The organism is Lentimicrobiaceae bacterium, from assembly GCA_023227965.1.
GTDB lineage: Bacteria > Bacteroidota > Bacteroidia > Bacteroidales > JALOCA01 > JALOCA01.
The window spans coordinates 72,885-90,212 of record JALOCA010000005.1 but is presented as its reverse complement, the minus strand read 5'-3'; the positions used below and the strand labels follow the sequence as shown (position 1 = coordinate 90,212).

Genomic DNA, 17,328 nt, shown 5'->3' with positions numbered 1-17,328 from the left:
ATAGTATTCGTTTTTTATTGCAGATTGCTATGTAAACCCCAAGGTAATTTTTTTCCGATTCTGGCTTCTTTATGTAGTGCAAAGCTTGTAACTAAGCGCCTCCAAGTACATAGAAACAATAATTTCATACTTAAAAATGATATCTTATCATCTGGAAAACAGAAGCCCCCATCTGGCAGAGAAATGGTTTCGATCAATGTTAGATGATGAGCGAAACAATGCATTCCTGTTTCGGAATACGAATCACGGCTTAGTATGCTTTTTCTGCAAATAAAAAAAACCCGGCATCAGAAACCGGGTTTTTTTAAAAGGTAAAAAGGTAAGTTTTATTTTATCACCACCTTTGTTACGTTGTAAATACCTTTTCCTTCAATAATCAGGGTATAAATACCTTTGTTAAGATGATTAAGGTTGAGATTTTGTGAATAACCGCTTTGAATGGCAACATTATTTTCGGAGTAAACCATGTTTCCGGTAATGTTCATCAGTTTAATGTTCACAACTTCGGGTTTAACAGGAGAAATATCCAGTTTGAAATTACCATTGTTGGGATTTGGATAAACTTTAAGACTGAATTTAGCCTGTGGTTCATCAATACCTATAGTAGAATAGATTTTTACTTCTTTGGCGTCAGAGAAAGCACTTTCGCCGCAGTCGTTTACCGTTTTAACACTTACCAAAGCAGTGCCACGGAAATCCTGGTTCCAGGTTACGGTAGCAGTTAAGTCCTGTTCGGCTATTGTTCCTGCGTTGGAGGGTTCGAGCATCCAAACATAGCTTAGAGTGTTAGGTACTTCGGTGATAGAAAAATCGAGGGAGGTGGTGTAAACCAAATCCAGTGAATCAATGTTACCAACGGCAACCGGCATCGAAGGAATTTCGGGCAAAGGTTTAATAGTAACTTCTCCCAAGCCTGTTGCTGAGTTCTGGCAGTTATTGGCATCGCTCACCGAAAAGAGTCCGTAAGAAGTGGTTTCATTTGGCTGAACAGTCCAGGTGTAGGGCGAGGTTTCAATGGTCAGTGATTGTGAATCAAGTGTAAGAACCTGCCACGGGGCTGCTCCGGTGAGTTGAATGGTCAAATCAAAAGTATTGCCCGGGCAAATTTCGCCGCTGCCCGAAAGTTCGGCAGTGGGTAAAGGATAAATAGTTATTGCCAATTCTCCGCTTACATCAAGGCAGGGAGCATTAGCGACAGCGGTAAGGGTAAGTGTTACCGTTCCGGCGGCAATGTCTTCGGGACTGGGAGTGTAAACTGGGTTAATCAGGGTAGCATCGTCGAAAGTACCTGTGCCAGTGGTAGTCCAGTTTATTGCTGAATAATTTTGGGCGGTAGCTTCTGAAAGACTTACAGTAGCACCAGCACAAACAGCGAGGTTGTTACCGGCGAAAGCAACAGCAGATTTGTTGATAAACAAAGTCATGTTGTCAGAGGCATCGGCTTTAACGGGTTCGTAAGCAGTTATTGTCAGTACTACCGAACCGGCGACTATGTCTTCAGGGCTTGGTGTATAAACCGGGTTCAAAAGACTTGCATCGTCAAAGGTACCGGTTCCGGATGTAGTCCAAAGTACTGAAGTAAAGTTAGTGGCGCTTCCCTGAGGTTGGTAGGTGCTTCCTTCGCAGACAGAGGCATCCAAACCGGCAAAAGCGGTAGTAACAAGCATAGGAGGCAATACGATGAAATCAAGATATGCGGCATCAGTTCCATTTGATTGTGAAACGTCTTTCATATATTCCCACTTGAAAGTATGCTGCCCGGCAGTAACCGGATATACAACTCTTGTCCAGTCAACTTCGCCTGACCATTGATTAATAACAGCTCCGTCAAGATAAAATTTAAGATAATCGTAATCTTCTTCAGAAGAAACCTTACAGAAGAATGAAATGCTATCATCAGCCATAACGTTATAGTCAAGAGTTATTATGGTTGATTGGTAGTCGCTGATGTCGCCTGATTTTGCGCAAAATGTTCCTTCGTAAGGAGTTTCGTCAGAAACAGCCCATTCGGCATCGCCGCTGGTAGCCCAGTTGAATCCGGTCATTCCACCACTTTCCCAATCTTCGAGGATCAAACCTATTGTTAAGGCAAAATCTTTATGAGCATTGTAATTACCTGAAACAATGTTGTAGTTGAATGGGGCAACGGTTCCAAGGGGAGCACCACTGCTAACGGTAACATTGAAAATTGCACCTATTTCGCCTAAAGCAGCGAGGGTATCAATTGAATATTCGGCTGAATTAACAGTAATGAAGGGGCTTGAACTGAATAATGAAGCAGTCAGGTTGTAGATATCGCTATGACCTTTGTTGTTATTTTTCACAATGATATTGGCATTTTCGCCTGGGTCGAGGCGACCATTTCCATTTCCGGCTTGTTCTTCAACTATCACTCTTCCGGTAGTAATTATCGGGGCATAAGCCTTCACGCTGAAATAGCTTTCCCATGTGTTGGTACCATCGGTAGCTGTTACTTTGAAAAGTATATTATGCTGGTCGGGAACGGTATCGGAAATGCTGATGGCAAAGCCATTTTCAACGCTTACAATTTCGTTGGCAGGAATGTTTCCATAATTTTCTGTTGCATCGGTAATAGTAGCATAAATATCTTCGGTGCTAATGGTTAAGTTAACGTTTTCTGCTTGTTCGACACCAACATTTTTCACTGAAAGGCTAATCATTGGGTTTTCGCCAAAGTCGGCAAGACCGTTGTTGTTGCCATTTTCGTCGTTCAGGGTATAAGAATCTCTTACAACATAAGGTCCGCTTGGGGGAACAATATCAACAAGAGCTGTATAGCGATAATAATTTTGTTTAGTAACAGTAACCAGCATCTGGTTGGGAGGTAATTGTCCGGGGATGTTTATAGCTACTGGTCCGCCCTGGGAAACTCCGGTACCAATTATTTCACCATTAACCGTAAGGGCAATAAAAGCACCTTCATCGGCAGTAACATCGAAAGAAGTAACTCCGGCATATAAAATAGGATTGTGAAGTACAGTGAGGCTTTGTGGAACTTCGGAATACAGGCGAAGGAAAGCATCGCCGTGCATGTGGAAAAGACGTTGGGTAATGGTTTTATACTCGGGTATGCTAGGCCAGTTCGATTCTTCTAGGAAGAATTTTCCGGCTGCCATTCCAAAGGCGGGTAATAGTCCGCGCGATTCGATAGCAGTTCCGTAGTCGGGCATGAAATCGGTCCACATATTGTCGTAAATACCCCAAACATAAGTATCATTTACAAAAGAATAAGAAACTTCGGAAGGAGCAATGAAGCCTAAAGCACCTGAGTTTTGTCCGTTGTATTTGTAATGGTGGAATGCTTCGCCGAAGCATTCGGAAGAATAATCATATTTACCAGTAAGGCAGTTGATTGACATCACAAAGGTAAGATCTGTATTGGTTAATCCACTGATGTTAGTTGTACTGTAATCAGGTTCACCCCATCCGTCTTCGTATCCATGGTCACGGTGTTGCAGAATAAATGCGCCGCTGTTTATTGCATTGTTAACCATGGTGGCATTACCGCCTGTCCAGCCACCAAGTTCTGATGGAGTAGCAGGGATATACCCTAATCCGTTAGGACCAAAGTAGTTTATAACCATACTGGTGTTTTCGTTAGTTGACCACGGGTCGGTATTAGGATTTCCACCATATACGGCATTGATACGAACAGGGTCTTTTCCAAGAACATATTTGAAATAACCACCTACTGTTTCTGAGCAAATCTGAAACCAGCGTTCGGTTTGCCAGCCCAGGGCAGTAATAGGATGCTGATAGAAATCGGGATTGGTTGGAGGGGCTTTTTCGTAGTTAAGAACTTTGGTAACCATAGTTTCCAATTGTTCTGCGTTGTTTGCCGTAATACGGGCAAAAACCATTTCGGGTAGTTCGTCGCCATCCACGTCAGCATAAATGTTGTCGCACACGAAGGTTTCACCTTGTTCTGTTGTTATCGGAGCCAAAACATTTTTGGAAGCATCGTTGCCATGGTCGCCTAAAATCAGAACTGCTGCAGGCGGAACTTCCCAGGTGTTGTAAGCATTGTTAATGTAGTTTTCGATTACTGTGGCAGTGGTTCCTCCGATTTCGTCGAGAGAAACAACGCCAGTGGTAATACCCTGTAGTGTACGAAATTTCTTTAGAGAGTCAGCCCACTGTGCATATTCTTCTCCATTGGGTCGGATAATCAGGTATTCCCATCCGGTTTCCTTGGCTGAGTGTTTATTATAATTCATTTTGGGCAAAGATGAGTAATTCATCAGTGCATCACTCAGAATGGGGTCCCACCAGTAGCTGCGGAGACGATCCTGGCCAAAATGTCCGTTACCACCTTTAAAGCTTACTTCAACTTTGATGTCGCGGTAAACTATCAATTCCTTGGTTATTGGATTGTACTGAAAAGGTGTGATACCCAGCATCACAACATCAACTCCGCGTATTTTTTTGGGGGCAGAAATCTGAATTGGCTGAGCAGGATAGAATGCGTTTGTTGAATAAATTTTGGCATCCTTTTCGAAGCGGGCAGGGCTGCGGTCGTTATCCTTTTGCGGGACGGGTGCAGGGGCTATTTCCACGTTTTGGAAAATTTCAGTCCGGCTCGAAATTATTTTTAACTGGGGTGTTGCTCCCTGGGGCATTGCAATATACCGACCATTTCCCGGAATATTGGGTGCGCCGGCATTGTTTTGCAAAAAATGTCCCTTGAGCTCGATGTTTTGCATTGGCTGACCGTCAATAGTGGTGCCGTTTAATGCAAATTCTGTTACCGAATAGCTTACCGCTACCCCCGTTTTTTCCTGGCTTAGCAGCGAAAATCCCTGTTTGCCCCAACTGTCGGAGTAAGTGGTTACATTGCGTTGTGCCATCAGAAACGAACTGAACGACAGCAGCAATATAAGCAGATAGAAAAAGGTAGATTTTTTCATTTGTACATATTTAATTGATTAATAATTATATAATGGTTAATTTGATTTCGTTCTTCTTGGTATTCAGTTTAAAATGTCGAGATGTGAAATTTTTAATATTTTTTCAATCCCTTTTTCTTGTATAAAAGAAACACAAGATAAACCCTGGCAAATATATACAAAAAGTTGAATTACAAACAATGAATATGTTTTTTTATGGAAAAAACTTTACCTGAAAAATTTCGTATGTCATTTTCATAGACTCATTGGGAAAAGCCTGAAGTTTAATATTAAAAACAGGTAAAAAATACGCTTGTCGGAGTAAATGCTACTTAAAATGCAATTTCGACACCCCACCCGAAGCTGTGCCTATCCATAAGTCGTCATTTTTATCTGTTGCTATGGCTGTAATCCAATTTTCTGCAAGACCCTCTTTTCGGGTATATACTTTAAAATTAATTCCGTCGAAACGTGTTAATCCTAACAGTGTACCCATCCATATATATCCTTTTTTATCAAATGTAAGGGCATAAACATGGTTTTCAGAAAGACCGTTTTCGTAGTTGTAGTTAGTCCATACATTTATATCACATTTGTTTACGCCGTTTAATGTCCCAAACCAAGGATTATTATTTACATCTATTGCTAATGAAAGAATATAATTTTCGAGGGGGTTTTGATGAATATATGATATCCAATGTACATCGTCGTAAAAAGAAGTACCATATTCAGTACCAATCCATTTTATATTGTTATTGTCAACGGCGATAGAAAGCACTTTGTTGTTTACCAGTGTGGTATCCGCTTGTTTTACGATATTGGTAAAATGCAATCCGTCAAATTTTGACAGTCCGTGTGGGGTGCCAATCCATAAATTCCCGAAATTATCAAACGAAAGGCAGTTGATATAATTATCAATCAAACCATCAACGGTATTATAGGTTTTCCAGTTGCTGCCGTCGAATCTTGATAAACCGTCGCCTGTTCCAAACCATTTGTTATTATCAGAATCCACAACAATCGCGTTTACATTATGATATGCCAATCCCTGTGCCATGGTATAGGGAGTCCAGGTTATTCCGTCAAAAGCCGATACCCCGTACTCGGTTCCAAACCATACTACCTGGTTGCTGTCAATTGCTATGGAATGTATTTCGTTACTTATTAATCCATTAGTAGTCGTGTAGGTTGTCCATTCTTCCGAATTGAGAGATGTGTTGTTATCGTCGTCCTCGCAGGAAGACAGTAAAAAAAACAATCCAAATATAAAAAATAGATGATAAAACCCTTGCTTTGCCATTGTTTTATTTTTATTCACCAAATGTACAATTATTTTTTGTATTCCATACATGGCGATAATAAAAATGGTTTTGTGTAAAATCTGTACTTTTGTTCCGAAAAATATAAAAATGTATGGAGAAATTTCCAGGATCATTTGCTTCCAAACAACCCGGTTTATCTACTTCAATATTTGCCGTAATGTCAGGATTGGCAAACGAATGTAATGCTATTAATCTTTCGCAGGGTTTTCCGGATTTTCCTATTTCCGAAAAGTTAATTTCTCTTGTAGAAAAATACATGCGTAAAGGCATGAACCAATATGCCCCCATGCAGGGAGTTTTGTCTTTGCGGGAAGGAATAGCCGAAAAAGTGAAAAGCACCTGCAATGTAGAATACGACTCTGTAAAAGAGATAAATATCACTGCAGGAGGAACTCAGGCAATTTCCAGTATCATTGCTGCATTTATCCATCCGGACGACGAAGCACTAATTTTTGAACCGGCTTACGACAGCTATGCACCTTCGGTAATTCTCAACGGCGGAATTGTAAAATATGTTGAGTTAAGGCAACCTGATTTCCATATTGATTGGAAAGAAATCAAGAAAATGATTTCTAACCGTACCCGGATGATTATTCTGAACACCCCTCACAATCCATCAGGAAGTATTTGGAAGCCGGAAGACATGAAAGAATTGGAAAAAATTACTCAAAATACCGATATCATCATTTTAAGTGATGAAGTGTATGAACATCTTATTTTTGACGGCATACGCCACGAAAGTGTGTGTTTGTATCCGGAACTGGCGCAACGAAGTCTGATAGTGGGTTCCTTTGGTAAAACCTTCCACACCACCGGATGGAAAGTCGGTTTTGTACTTGCCCCTGAAAACCTGATGTCTGAATTCCGCAAGGTTCACCAGTTTGTGGTATTTTGTGTAAACACGCCCGTCCAGCATGCCTATGCCGAATTTATCCGCGATAAAGACAACTATGAAAGCCTTTCTTCGTTTTACCAACAAAAAAGAGATCTTTTTGCAAAACTGATTCAAGAAAGCAGGTTTAAAGTGGTTCCCTGTTATGGCACCTATTTCCAACTGCTCGACTACAGCCGCATTTCGGAAGAAAAGGAATTTGATTTTGCCGTAAGGCTTACCAAAGAATACGGATTAGGTTCGGTGCCGGTTTCGGCTTTCTATCATAAAGGAAATGAAAACAAACTGTTAAGGTTCTGTTTTGCCAAAACAGACGAAACATTGGAAAAATCAGCAGAAATATTATGCAAAATCTAACCATCAGCATCGTTCAGAGCGACCTGTTTTGGGAAAATACCCAGCAGAACCTCGACAATTTTTCGGAAAAAATCAGCAGGATAAAAGTTCCAACCGATCTGATCGTTCTTCCCGAAATGTTTAGTACCGGTTTTACCATTGAACCGGAAAACGTAGCCGAAACAATGGATGGAACAGCCATGCAATGGCTGAAAAATACTGCTTTAGAAAAAAATTGTGTAACTACCGGAAGCCTCATCATCCGCGAAAACGGGAATTTTTATAACCGTTTGGTGTGGATGCGCCCTGATGGCTCGTACGAAACCTACGACAAACGGCATCTTTTCCGCATGGGAAACGAACACCTGCGTTTTTCAAATGGGAATAAACGCCTCGTTACCGAAATCAATGGCTGGAAAATCCGCCCGCTCATTTGTTACGATCTTCGTTTCCCTGTTTGGGCTAAAAATTCTTATTCCGAAGGACAATACGAATACGATTTAATCATTTACGTTGCCAACTGGCCCGGCAGACGCAATTTTGCTTGGAAACATCTTCTGATGGCACGCGCCATCGAAAATCAGTGTTATGTTGCCGGGATAAACAGAATAGGAACAGATGTAAAAGGAGTTGCCTATCAGGGTAATTCCATTGTACTCAATTTTAAAGGGAAGCCTGTAATCAAATTACCCCCTGCGGTGGAAAGCATAGAAACCGTTACGCTTAACTACAGCAAAATGCAGGAATTTCGCAACGAATTTACCGTGGGACTGGATTGGGACGGTTTTGAATTTAAGAAGTGAGATTTAAGAAGTTCGTTTTTATAAGCTTGGAGTGGTGAGTTTGGAGCAGGGTGAGCCAGAAACTTGAAATTTTAAATGAGAAACTTGAAACTTTGATCATGAACAATTACCGGGAAATACTGAAGAAAAAAACCGTTGGCATTGCGGGCTGCGGTGGGCTGGGTTCCAACTGTGCCATTGCATTGGCAAGAGTTGGTATAGGCAAACTTATCATAGCTGATTTTGATGTGATAGCAGAAAGCAACCTTAACCGCCAGTATTTCTTTTTTAGCCAGATTGGACAGAAAAAGGCTTTTGCTCTCAGAGAAAATATTGCATGCATTGATCCGAAAGTAAAAGTAGAAGCTTACGACATCAAACTGGAGCCGGATTCTATTGTATCACTTTTCAAAAACTGTGATGTGGTGGTGGAAGCTTTCGATCAGGCTGCGATGAAACAGATGATTATAGAAACCGTTCTTGGCGAAATGCCTGGAAAACCCATCGTTTCGGGCATGGGACTTGCCGGCTGGGGAAAGAATAACCTGCTTACCACCCGGAGATTTGATAATTTGTACATTTGCGGTGATATGGAAACGGAAGTTTCGGAATACCTTCCGCCATTGGGTCCGCGTGTAGGCATTGTTGCAAACATGGAAGCAAACCAGGTGATGGAACTGCTTCTTGGATAATTTTTTAATAAAATTATTTTTTTTAAAACCATGAATATCATTCTTAACAATAACTCAGAAACTTTCACCGGCATAGAAACACTTACTGTGGACAAGTTGCTGAACTTAAAGAAGTTTTCTTTTAAAATGCTGGTAATTAAAATCAACGGGAAGCTGATAAAAAAAGAAGACTATACAACTACAACCATTGCCGAAGGTGATGATGTGATGGTTTTGCACCTGATAAGCGGAGGGTGATGGAACGGAAGATTCCTTCGTACCGCGACATCTGGAATATTTCTTACCCTATCATTCTGAGTCTGGTTGCCCAGAATGTGATTAACGTTACTGACACTGCCTTCCTTGGCAGGGTGGGTGAGGTGGAATTAGGGGCTTCTGCCATTGGTGGGCTATTTTATATCTCCCTTTACATGTTGGGATTTGGCTTCGCTGTTGGCGGGCAAATCCTCATAGCACGCCGCAACGGAGAACAAAAACTGTACGAAACTGGCAAAATTTTCGATAACAGCTTATTCTTCCTTCTTGCACTGGCTTTGTTTTTATTTCTTTTCATAAAATTTCTATCCCCTGTCATTCTGAAGAAGTTCATTGCCTCAAGTGGGGTATATGTGGCTACTCATGAGTTTTTGCGTTACCGAATCTATGGACTGTTTTTCGCCTTTATCAATGTTATATTCAGGGCATTTTATATTGGTATTACCAAAACAAAGTTGCTTACATTCAGTGCTGTGATGATGGCAGTTGTAAATGTAATCCTGGGATGGTGTCTTATTTTCGGCAACTGGGGTTTCCCTAAAATGGGCATAGCTGGAGCAGCCATAGCCTCGGTGATAGCAGAAGCCAGTTCGGCAGTATTTTTTATCGTTCTCACTTTTCTTACGGTTGACCTGAAAAAATATAATCTTTTTCGTTTCCGGAAAATCGAAATACCGGTGATAAAAAAGACACTGAACATCTCAGTATTTGTGATGCTTCAGAATTTTGTTTCATTAGCAGGATGGTTCGTGTTTTTTATGATAGTGGAACACATGGGCGAACATAATCTTGCCATTTCGAATATTATCAGGAGTATTTATCTTGTATTGATGATTCCTTTATGGGGGTTTAGTTCGGCAGTGAATACGCTGGTGAGTAATTCGCTTGGAGAAGGAAAACCCGACAAGGTTATTCCTGTCATTAGAAAGGTTATCAGGCTAAGTTTGCTTTCAACACTGGCTATAATAGTGGTTTCGGCTCTTTTTCCACACCAGATTATCGGCATTTATACTTCGGACCAATCACTTATTAACAGTACATTACCTACGTTGTATGTAATACTGGGTGCAATGGTATTGTTTTCTGTTTCCCTTATAATTTTCAGCGGGGTGTCGGGTACTGCCAACACAAATATTGCCATGCTGATTGAGCTTTTTACTATAGGGGTTTACCTTTTTGCAGTATACCTACTGGCAGTAGTTTACCGTTTCCCTATCGAAATTGTGTGGTGCTGCGAATACATCTATTTTATTATCCTCGGCAGCCTCTCGGTGCTGTATCTAAGGACAGGGAAATGGCGGCTCAAGGTGGTATGACTTTGAATTACGAATTAAAAATTACGAATTACGAATTACGGTTTAATTTTTCATTGTCGTTTTAGGGTGAAAAGGGTAACTTCGCTATGGGAATTAAAACGAATAGGAATACCTGAAGTACCACAACCTTCGCTGGTGTAACCTTTCATCTGTTTGTATTGCCACAAACCTTTGTAATACTTTTTGCCATTGTAAAGGTGTCGGATAAGAGGTTTGCCTCCCGGAAGACAAATCTGTCCGCCGTGGGTGTGCCCGCAAAGATATAGTTTGTAACCGTTTTCGGCGGCAAGATCGAACAATTCGGGAGAATGTACCAAAGCTATTTTAAAACCATCTCCTGCAGATTCCAAACATTGAAAAGCCTGATCGGTATAATAATAATGTGGGTCGTCGGAACCGGTAAAGGTTATCTTCTGCCCGTTACGTTCTATAAAATGACTTTCATTGGCAAGTATTCTAATCCCCATGGCTTCCATAGGTTCTACCATCATCCAGGTATCGTGGTTACCAAGGGTGGCAAAAATCCCGTCTCTGACTTTCGCAGCAGAAACGATATACTGCATCGGACTTAATATCTGACGATATGCTCCATGCGTTTTCAGACGATAGTCGCCGGTAAGCACACAGGCATCGCACTTTATTTTTTTGATGGCGTTGGCAATAAGCTTTTCCAGACCAGGAAGCGAATCGAGATGGAGGTCGGTAAGATGAAGGATACGGTAATCATGAAATTCAGTAGGGAGGTCGGGATAAGTAAGGGTTACTTCGTTCAACTGGATGTGGGAGGCATGCAAAAAGCCCCTTTTGCGTAAGCCAACCAGGAAAAGCAGAAAAGAAAAAATTGCCAGTAGTCGTTCAAAGAGTTGCCAACGGCTTTTTCGTTGACCTTTTCCGCGCTGCTGCTTAAAATGCTGCGTTTCGAGTACCGAGCGGGTAACCGTCCATACCAGGCGGTACTGGTTTTGCATATCGTGCGAAGCTGCCAAAGGATATTTTTTGTAAAGATACGGAAATTGTTAAATTGTTAAACTCTTCCAGGTGCTTCGCACACTGAAAGGTTTTTCGTAATTCGTAATTTTTAATTCGTAATTGTCATTGGAACACGGATGAGGCGGGTGCGGCGGATTTAATTTGGTAAAGAGAAAATCCCGTAATTCGTAATTCGTAATTGATTTCCGTAATTCGTAATTGATCTTCGTAATTCGTAATTGATCTTCGTAATTCGTAATTTTTAATTCGTAATTGATTTCCCTTCCAGTAGCCGGTTGATTTGTTTTAGATAGGTGTTTTCCTGCTCAAGCAACTGCATCCGAATTTTCATTTGGTCCATTTCCTGTTTTTGCGACGCAAAAGCACTGCGCAGTGCTTCCAATTCCTGTTTATTGGATTCGGATTCGGTGGTTGCACCATAATACGAAAAAAAATTGAAATTAAGTGCTGCGGAAATACGCTGAAGCAGATTGATGGAAATCTGATTACTCCGTATCATCTTGTAAAGGGCATCAGGGGTAACGCCTACCAATGCAGCCAGTTTTTTTACAGTTATCTTGTTATTGTCGCAGTATTCCCTGATGATGGTTCCGATTAATATTTGCATGGCGATTAAGATTAATGATAGCACAAAGATATAAATAATATGATTACTATTTGCTACTATAATATATAAATAATAAATAAGACGATTTAAATATTCTATAATAGAAAAATTATAATCGAAATATTTCATATTTGTTTCTAAAATAGTTAGACTCTTTATAAAAAGAAATTTATTATTTATTACTATAGTATTATTATCTGCTAAAATAGTTAATATCTTTACTAAAATAGTTAGATTATAAACTATGTACTGTTACTGTAAAAAGTTCATATAACTTTGTTTGTGTTAGGATATTTTGCCCTTTAATGATATTCATGGCATAGTTATTCCTACAAAATCCTGTTTCTGTTTAGCAGAAATCCACAAAAAATTTAGATTTTTGTAAAACAAAACCAGATGTTATGATTAACCAGATGCTGATTTATTATTTCTCCGGAACAGGCAATGCCCGTAATGTTACACGCTGGCTGACCGAAGTTGCCACGGAAAAACAAATACCGGTATCGGCGTTTGACCTGGCTAAGATTGACCGTAAGAACATTCCTTCTCCACCCCAAAATGCGATGCTTGGATTTTGCGGACCTACCCATGGATTTAACTATCCGCCAGTGGTTATGTATTTCATCTTTCGTTTCCCGAAAGCCAACGGCAACACCGTATTCCTGGTAAACACCCGTGCCGGAATGAAATTATCCAGGTATTTCCTTCCCGGACTTAGTGGCATTACCCTGTGGCTTGCCGCGATGGTTTTATGGATGAAAGGATATAAAATTGTCGGTTTACGCTCTATTGACCTGCCGTCGAATTGGATTTCGCTGCATCCAGGCTTACGCGAAAAGGTTGTCCGGTCCATACACGAAAGGTGTAAACGCATCTCCGAAAAATTTGCCGGAAACATCTTCAGCAATAAAAAGGATATGCATGCTTTCTACGATATTATCCAGGATATGATTATTGCCCCGGTAAGCATAGGCTACTTTTTTATCGGACGCTTTATTTTTGCAAAATCCTTTTATGCCAACACCTCGTGCGACAATTGTAATGTTTGCATCCGGAACTGCCCGGTTAAAGCCATTATTACCGTGGATAAGCGTCCGTTTTGGACTTACCGGTGCGAAAGTTGTATGCGGTGCATGAACGAATGCCCCAAACGTGCCATCGAAACCGCACATGGTTTCATCATCGGGATTTTATGTTTTACCAATGCCATGGTGATCTGGTATTTCTGGAAACTGCTATCTTCTATCAACATTATCCCCGGCAATAGCTTTACCGCACGATTGTTTTCGAACATCCTGGAAATGGCAATCACTTTTGCCGTGGTGGTACTGAGCTATCGCCTGCTTCATTATCTGATGCGGCTTCCCGGCTTTTGCGAAGTGATGAAATATACCTCTTTTACCCGGTATAAGTTCTGGAGAAGATACAAAGGGATGAAAAATAGTTGAGTATTATTACTAACCTGAGTTCAGCGTAAGGTTGCAAACCATTTCTATAATTCTTCAGCATGTTACATTTTGCCAGGGATGTACTTGGTACGCTTGGTAAGGAATGGTGAAACGATAGGTACGTGTAAGGTGGTAAAACAGTTGTGAGTTCGGAGCTTGGAGCAATAAGTTATGAATGGTATTCAATCTTATCAATCCGCACAATCCGCACAATCCGCACAATCTTTTGGAATAGAACACGGATGACGCAGATGCGCAAAGGATTGAGAAGGGTTATAAAAATATGTACCAGAGCCTATAATAGCCTTATCAGAACCTTTTTTATAAACCACTAAGGGCATAAGGAGTACAAAGGATTTTTCCCCTTTGTGATTTTTAGCGATTTCTTATGGGTTACTAATATTACCCAACTCACTTCTATTTTCTTTTTCCCGGCGGGATAGAAAAATTTTCGCTATCCAGAATAAGGTAAAAACATGCTTCCCCGAATGCTAAACCCAAATCCAAGTGAAAAGAATAAAAAATAAAAATGTAAGGGGAATAAGTTTGCTTGTTACCTAATTGCCTCGTTTACCAAGGCTAAAGCTTAAATAGATGGAAGGAAACAGGTTTTTAGAGGGGTTAAAAGCCATTAATTGAATGGCTTGTGGGTAATAATCGAGGATACCTCCCACTTCGAGGCATTTTACAAAACGGTTAAATGTACCGAAATCGAAGTTTAAACCTGCTTTAAGATAAATACCAGGATGGAATTCCAGTTGGTCGAAACCGTCGCCATAAGGTCCCCTTCCGTAAATGTTTCCCAAATCGTGCTTGTTGGGGTTGTATTTTTCCGATTTTACTTTAATTGTGAAATAATTGCCTATTGTATCATCCACATACCAAATATAAAGATATACCGGACGGGTAATACCCACCGATATACCGGCAGAATAAAAATACCGTAGTTCTACCCCTCCCCAGTAAGGTTTTCGGTTCAGCAGGTTATGGAAACTGTAACCTGCACGTAGAATGTATAAATAATTTAACTTACCATACACAAAGGGTCTGGCATCGGAAAAATAAGGAATTACCGATTTTACTTCCTTACCGGTTTTCATGCCCACGAGATCGGCTTCCCACATACGTTTTCTTTCCACATCGAGATACTGCCCCTTGTGGAATGTAACTCCCCAGCCTCCGGAATGGAATGTAACCCCACCAGACCATTCTTTGCGAAAGATTACATTATCACTAATACTGTCGAATGCAATAGCCGATTGTGCAAATGCAGGGGGGCAAAGCACAAAAAAAAAGAGAAACCCCAATATATTACCCGTTCGTTTCATGCCGGGTGTTTTTGTTTTTTAGGTCAGGCAAGCAAGATTTTTACCTTTTTTCGCTTTGAAATTTTGAGTATTCGCGGTAAGCAGGGCATTTTTCACGGGTTTTACACGAAACAGCCACTACTGCCAAAAAAATCAATAAACTTAATACTACAACTACTTTTTTCATACTTTTACCAAAAGATATTTTATTAATACTACCGGAGTGATGGGTATCTACACCTAATAACTTTAAAGTTGCAAATATATTATTTTCTGTTTTAAAACAATGCATAAAAAATGAGTAATAGCACACCCCAAATTGAAGAAGGCTGGATGAAAGTATTAATGCCTGAATTTGAAGCTCCTTATTTCAGTATGCTTAAGGATTTTTTGGTGAACGAAAAGAAAACTTATGCGGTGTATCCTCCCGGATCGCAAATATTTGCAGCCTTCAACCATACTCCTTTTGATAAGGTGAAGGTGGTAATTTTGGGGCAGGACCCTTATCATGGCATCGGGCAGGCACATGGAATGTGTTTTTCGGTAAACCACGGGGTTCCCAAGCCTCCTTCACTAATCAATATTTTTAAGGAACTCGAAAGCGACCTGGGAATTCCGCCTGCCAGAAGCGGTAATTTGCTGAAATGGGCGGAAGAAGGAGTTTTTCTTCTCAATGCTATTTTAACGGTAAGGGCAAACCAGCCTGCTTCGCACCAGGGAAGAGGTTGGGAGATGTTTACCGATGCTGCTATCCGTGCATTGTCCGAACATAAAAAAGGAATAATTTTTCTGTTGTGGGGTGCTTATGCACAGGCAAAACAAGCACTTATCAATACTGAAAATCACTATGTTTTAAAGGCAGCACATCCTTCTCCGCTGGCAGCAGCCAAAGGGTTCTTCGGTTGCAGGCATTTTTCAAAGACCAACGAAATTTTAACGGAATTGCACCAAAAACCCATTGATTGGAGATTGTAGCCATACATAGAAACTATATACATGTTAATGGTTTTTTATAAATTTTTTTTAACAGTTTTGCCTTATCATATGAAGTTCCTTATCTTTAATAATATAATTGATATATAAATAATTATATTTTTTAGTTGATATTATTCTCCCGTAATTTTCTAAACGAAGTCGGTTTTCATTAAAAAACATTTTAAAAAATTGATTTTGTATGGAAACTATTATATTATATTTGCGATAATTAATAATATCTAATTTTTAACTTAAAAAATGCGAATATGAGAAAAATCTGCATCGCTGTTTGTCTTGTTGCTTTTACTTGTTTTCAGGCTGTTGCCGGAGGATACCAGGTTAGGATACAGGGACAAAGGCAGACCGGTATGGGATTAACCGGCACGTCGTTGCTTATGGATGCAAGCAACATTTTCTACAACCCGGGTGGCTTGGCATTGCTGAAAAACAAAAGCAGCATTTCGCTGGGTGCCAGTGGAATTTTTTCGAATGTAACATTTCATGCAAAAGGTTCCGATTATGAAGCAAGAACCGATAATCCGCTTCGCACTCCTTTGTACTTGTATGTTAGCCATAAAGTAAGCAAAAAATTTACCGTGGGCTTTGGATTATACACACCTTACGGAAGCACAGCCAAATGGGATGAAGATTGGGAAGGCAGATATCTTATTCAGGATATTTCACTCAAAGCCTTCTATTTTCAACCTACAGTATCGTATCAGTTAAACGAAAAACTGGGTATCGGACTGGGACTAATTTATGCCACCGGCGATGTTACCATTCACAAAGCATTGCCTTATAATAGCCAAGATGTAACAGGCCAGCTTGAGTTGAAAGGAAAAACAGCCAATTATGGTTTTAATGCAGGCATTTTTTACAAAGCTACCGATAAACTAAATATAGGTTTGGATTATCGTTCGAAAATTACGATGAAACTTCGCGACGGAGATGCTACTTTTACCACGCCCGAAGCCATTCATCAACAAGGGATACCCGAAGATAATAAATTTGATGCCGACCTTCCTATGCCTGCAAACTTCGACGTGGGAGTATCGTACCAGGCTACCGAAAAATTACTTGTAGCCCTTGAATTGAACTGGGTAGTGTGGAATGTTTATGATTCACTGAGTTTTAAATTTAAAGAAAGTGGTGAAAAGCTAAATTCGAGCAACCCCCGTAAATACCACGACAGTTTCATTCCCCGCCTGGGTTTGCAATACCGTCTTTGCGACAAAATACAATTGCGTGCCGGAGTGTATTATGACGCAACTCCTACTAATAAGGACTATTTCAATCCTGAAACCACCAGCCTGAATACTATTGCTTTTTCGTTGGGAATGACTTATTGCCCCATGAAAAACCTGGGTATTGATGTGTCGTACCTGCAGTTGAACGGATTGGAAGAAGAACGTTCGTATGAACCCGGAAATTTCACAGGAACTTACAAGGTTACCAATATCATTCCTGGTATAGGTATCCATTATAATCTTTAACCTTAA

13 protein-coding genes are annotated in these 17,328 nt (G+C 40.4%); 8 read left to right on the top strand and 5 right to left on the bottom strand.

What is annotated here, in order from left to right; genetic code table 11:
• Positions 1-326: 326 nt before the first annotated feature.
• Together M0R21_03060 and M0R21_03055 are read right to left on the bottom strand one after the other, a co-directional pair.
• The gene (locus M0R21_03060; protein ID MCK9616794.1) at positions 327-4,928 is read right to left on the bottom strand and encodes a C25 family cysteine peptidase; all 4,602 of its coding nucleotides are present in this window, start codon (positions 4,926-4,928) and stop codon (positions 327-329) included.
• Positions 4,929-5,235: 307 nt separating this feature from the next.
• Entirely contained in the window at positions 5,236-6,207 is a 972-nt protein-coding gene (locus M0R21_03055) for a hypothetical protein (GenBank protein ID MCK9616793.1), read from the bottom strand.
• Positions 6,208-6,320: 113 nt separating this feature from the next.
• On the opposite strand from M0R21_03055, the gene M0R21_03050 reads away from it, so the two are divergent.
• From M0R21_03050 to M0R21_03030, 5 genes are all read left to right on the top strand, one after another.
• On the top strand, positions 6,321-7,478 hold the full coding sequence (locus M0R21_03050) for a methionine aminotransferase (GenBank protein MCK9616792.1): 1,158 nt from the start codon (positions 6,321-6,323) through the stop codon (positions 7,476-7,478).
• Positions 7,466-8,260: a nitrilase family protein gene (locus M0R21_03045; protein ID MCK9616791.1), complete on the top strand. Its 795-nt coding sequence runs from the start codon at positions 7,466-7,468 to the stop codon at positions 8,258-8,260. Before M0R21_03050 ends, M0R21_03045 begins: the two co-directional genes overlap by 13 nt.
• A gap of 98 nt (positions 8,261-8,358) precedes the next feature.
• Complete coding sequence (gene thiF / locus M0R21_03040) at positions 8,359-8,931, top strand: sulfur carrier protein ThiS adenylyltransferase ThiF (GenBank protein MCK9616790.1); 573 nt, start codon at positions 8,359-8,361, stop codon at positions 8,929-8,931.
• A gap of 30 nt (positions 8,932-8,961) precedes the next feature.
• A complete protein-coding gene (gene thiS / locus M0R21_03035) occupies positions 8,962-9,168 on the top strand; it encodes a sulfur carrier protein ThiS (GenBank protein ID MCK9616789.1) in 207 nt (68 codons plus the stop codon).
• A complete protein-coding gene (locus tag M0R21_03030) occupies positions 9,168-10,502 on the top strand; it encodes an MATE family efflux transporter (GenBank protein MCK9616788.1) in 1,335 nt (444 codons plus the stop codon). The genes thiS and M0R21_03030 overlap by 1 nt, the downstream gene beginning before the upstream one ends.
• 50 nt (positions 10,503-10,552) lie before the next feature.
• Here M0R21_03030 and M0R21_03025 read toward each other — a convergent pair whose 3' ends face one another.
• Positions 10,553-11,488 carry a metallophosphoesterase gene (locus M0R21_03025; protein ID MCK9616787.1) on the bottom strand — a complete coding sequence of 312 codons (936 nt, stop codon included), beginning with the start codon at positions 11,486-11,488 and terminating at the stop codon, positions 10,553-10,555.
• Positions 11,489-11,733: 245 nt separating this feature from the next.
• A complete protein-coding gene (locus M0R21_03020; protein MCK9616786.1) occupies positions 11,734-12,099 on the bottom strand; it encodes a helix-turn-helix domain-containing protein in 366 nt (121 codons plus the stop codon).
• Positions 12,100-12,500: 401 nt separating this feature from the next.
• Here M0R21_03020 and M0R21_03015 point away from each other — a divergent pair, with 401 nt between their 5' ends.
• A complete protein-coding gene (locus tag M0R21_03015; protein ID MCK9616785.1) occupies positions 12,501-13,547 on the top strand; it encodes an EFR1 family ferrodoxin in 1,047 nt (348 codons plus the stop codon).
• A 557-nt stretch (positions 13,548-14,104) separates the two neighbouring features.
• Here M0R21_03015 and M0R21_03010 read toward each other — a convergent pair.
• Entirely contained in the window at positions 14,105-14,875 is a 771-nt protein-coding gene (locus M0R21_03010) for a hypothetical protein (GenBank protein ID MCK9616784.1), read from the bottom strand.
• A 276-nt stretch (positions 14,876-15,151) separates the two neighbouring features.
• Between M0R21_03010 and ung the strand changes: the two genes are divergently transcribed.
• Complete coding sequence (ung, locus tag M0R21_03005) at positions 15,152-15,829, top strand: uracil-DNA glycosylase (protein MCK9616783.1); 678 nt, start codon at positions 15,152-15,154, stop codon at positions 15,827-15,829.
• 266 nt (positions 15,830-16,095) lie between these two features.
• The gene (locus M0R21_03000; GenBank protein MCK9616782.1) at positions 16,096-17,322 is read left to right on the top strand and encodes an outer membrane protein transport protein; all 1,227 of its coding nucleotides are present in this window, start codon (positions 16,096-16,098) and stop codon (positions 17,320-17,322) included.
• Positions 17,323-17,328 lie beyond the last annotated feature (6 nt).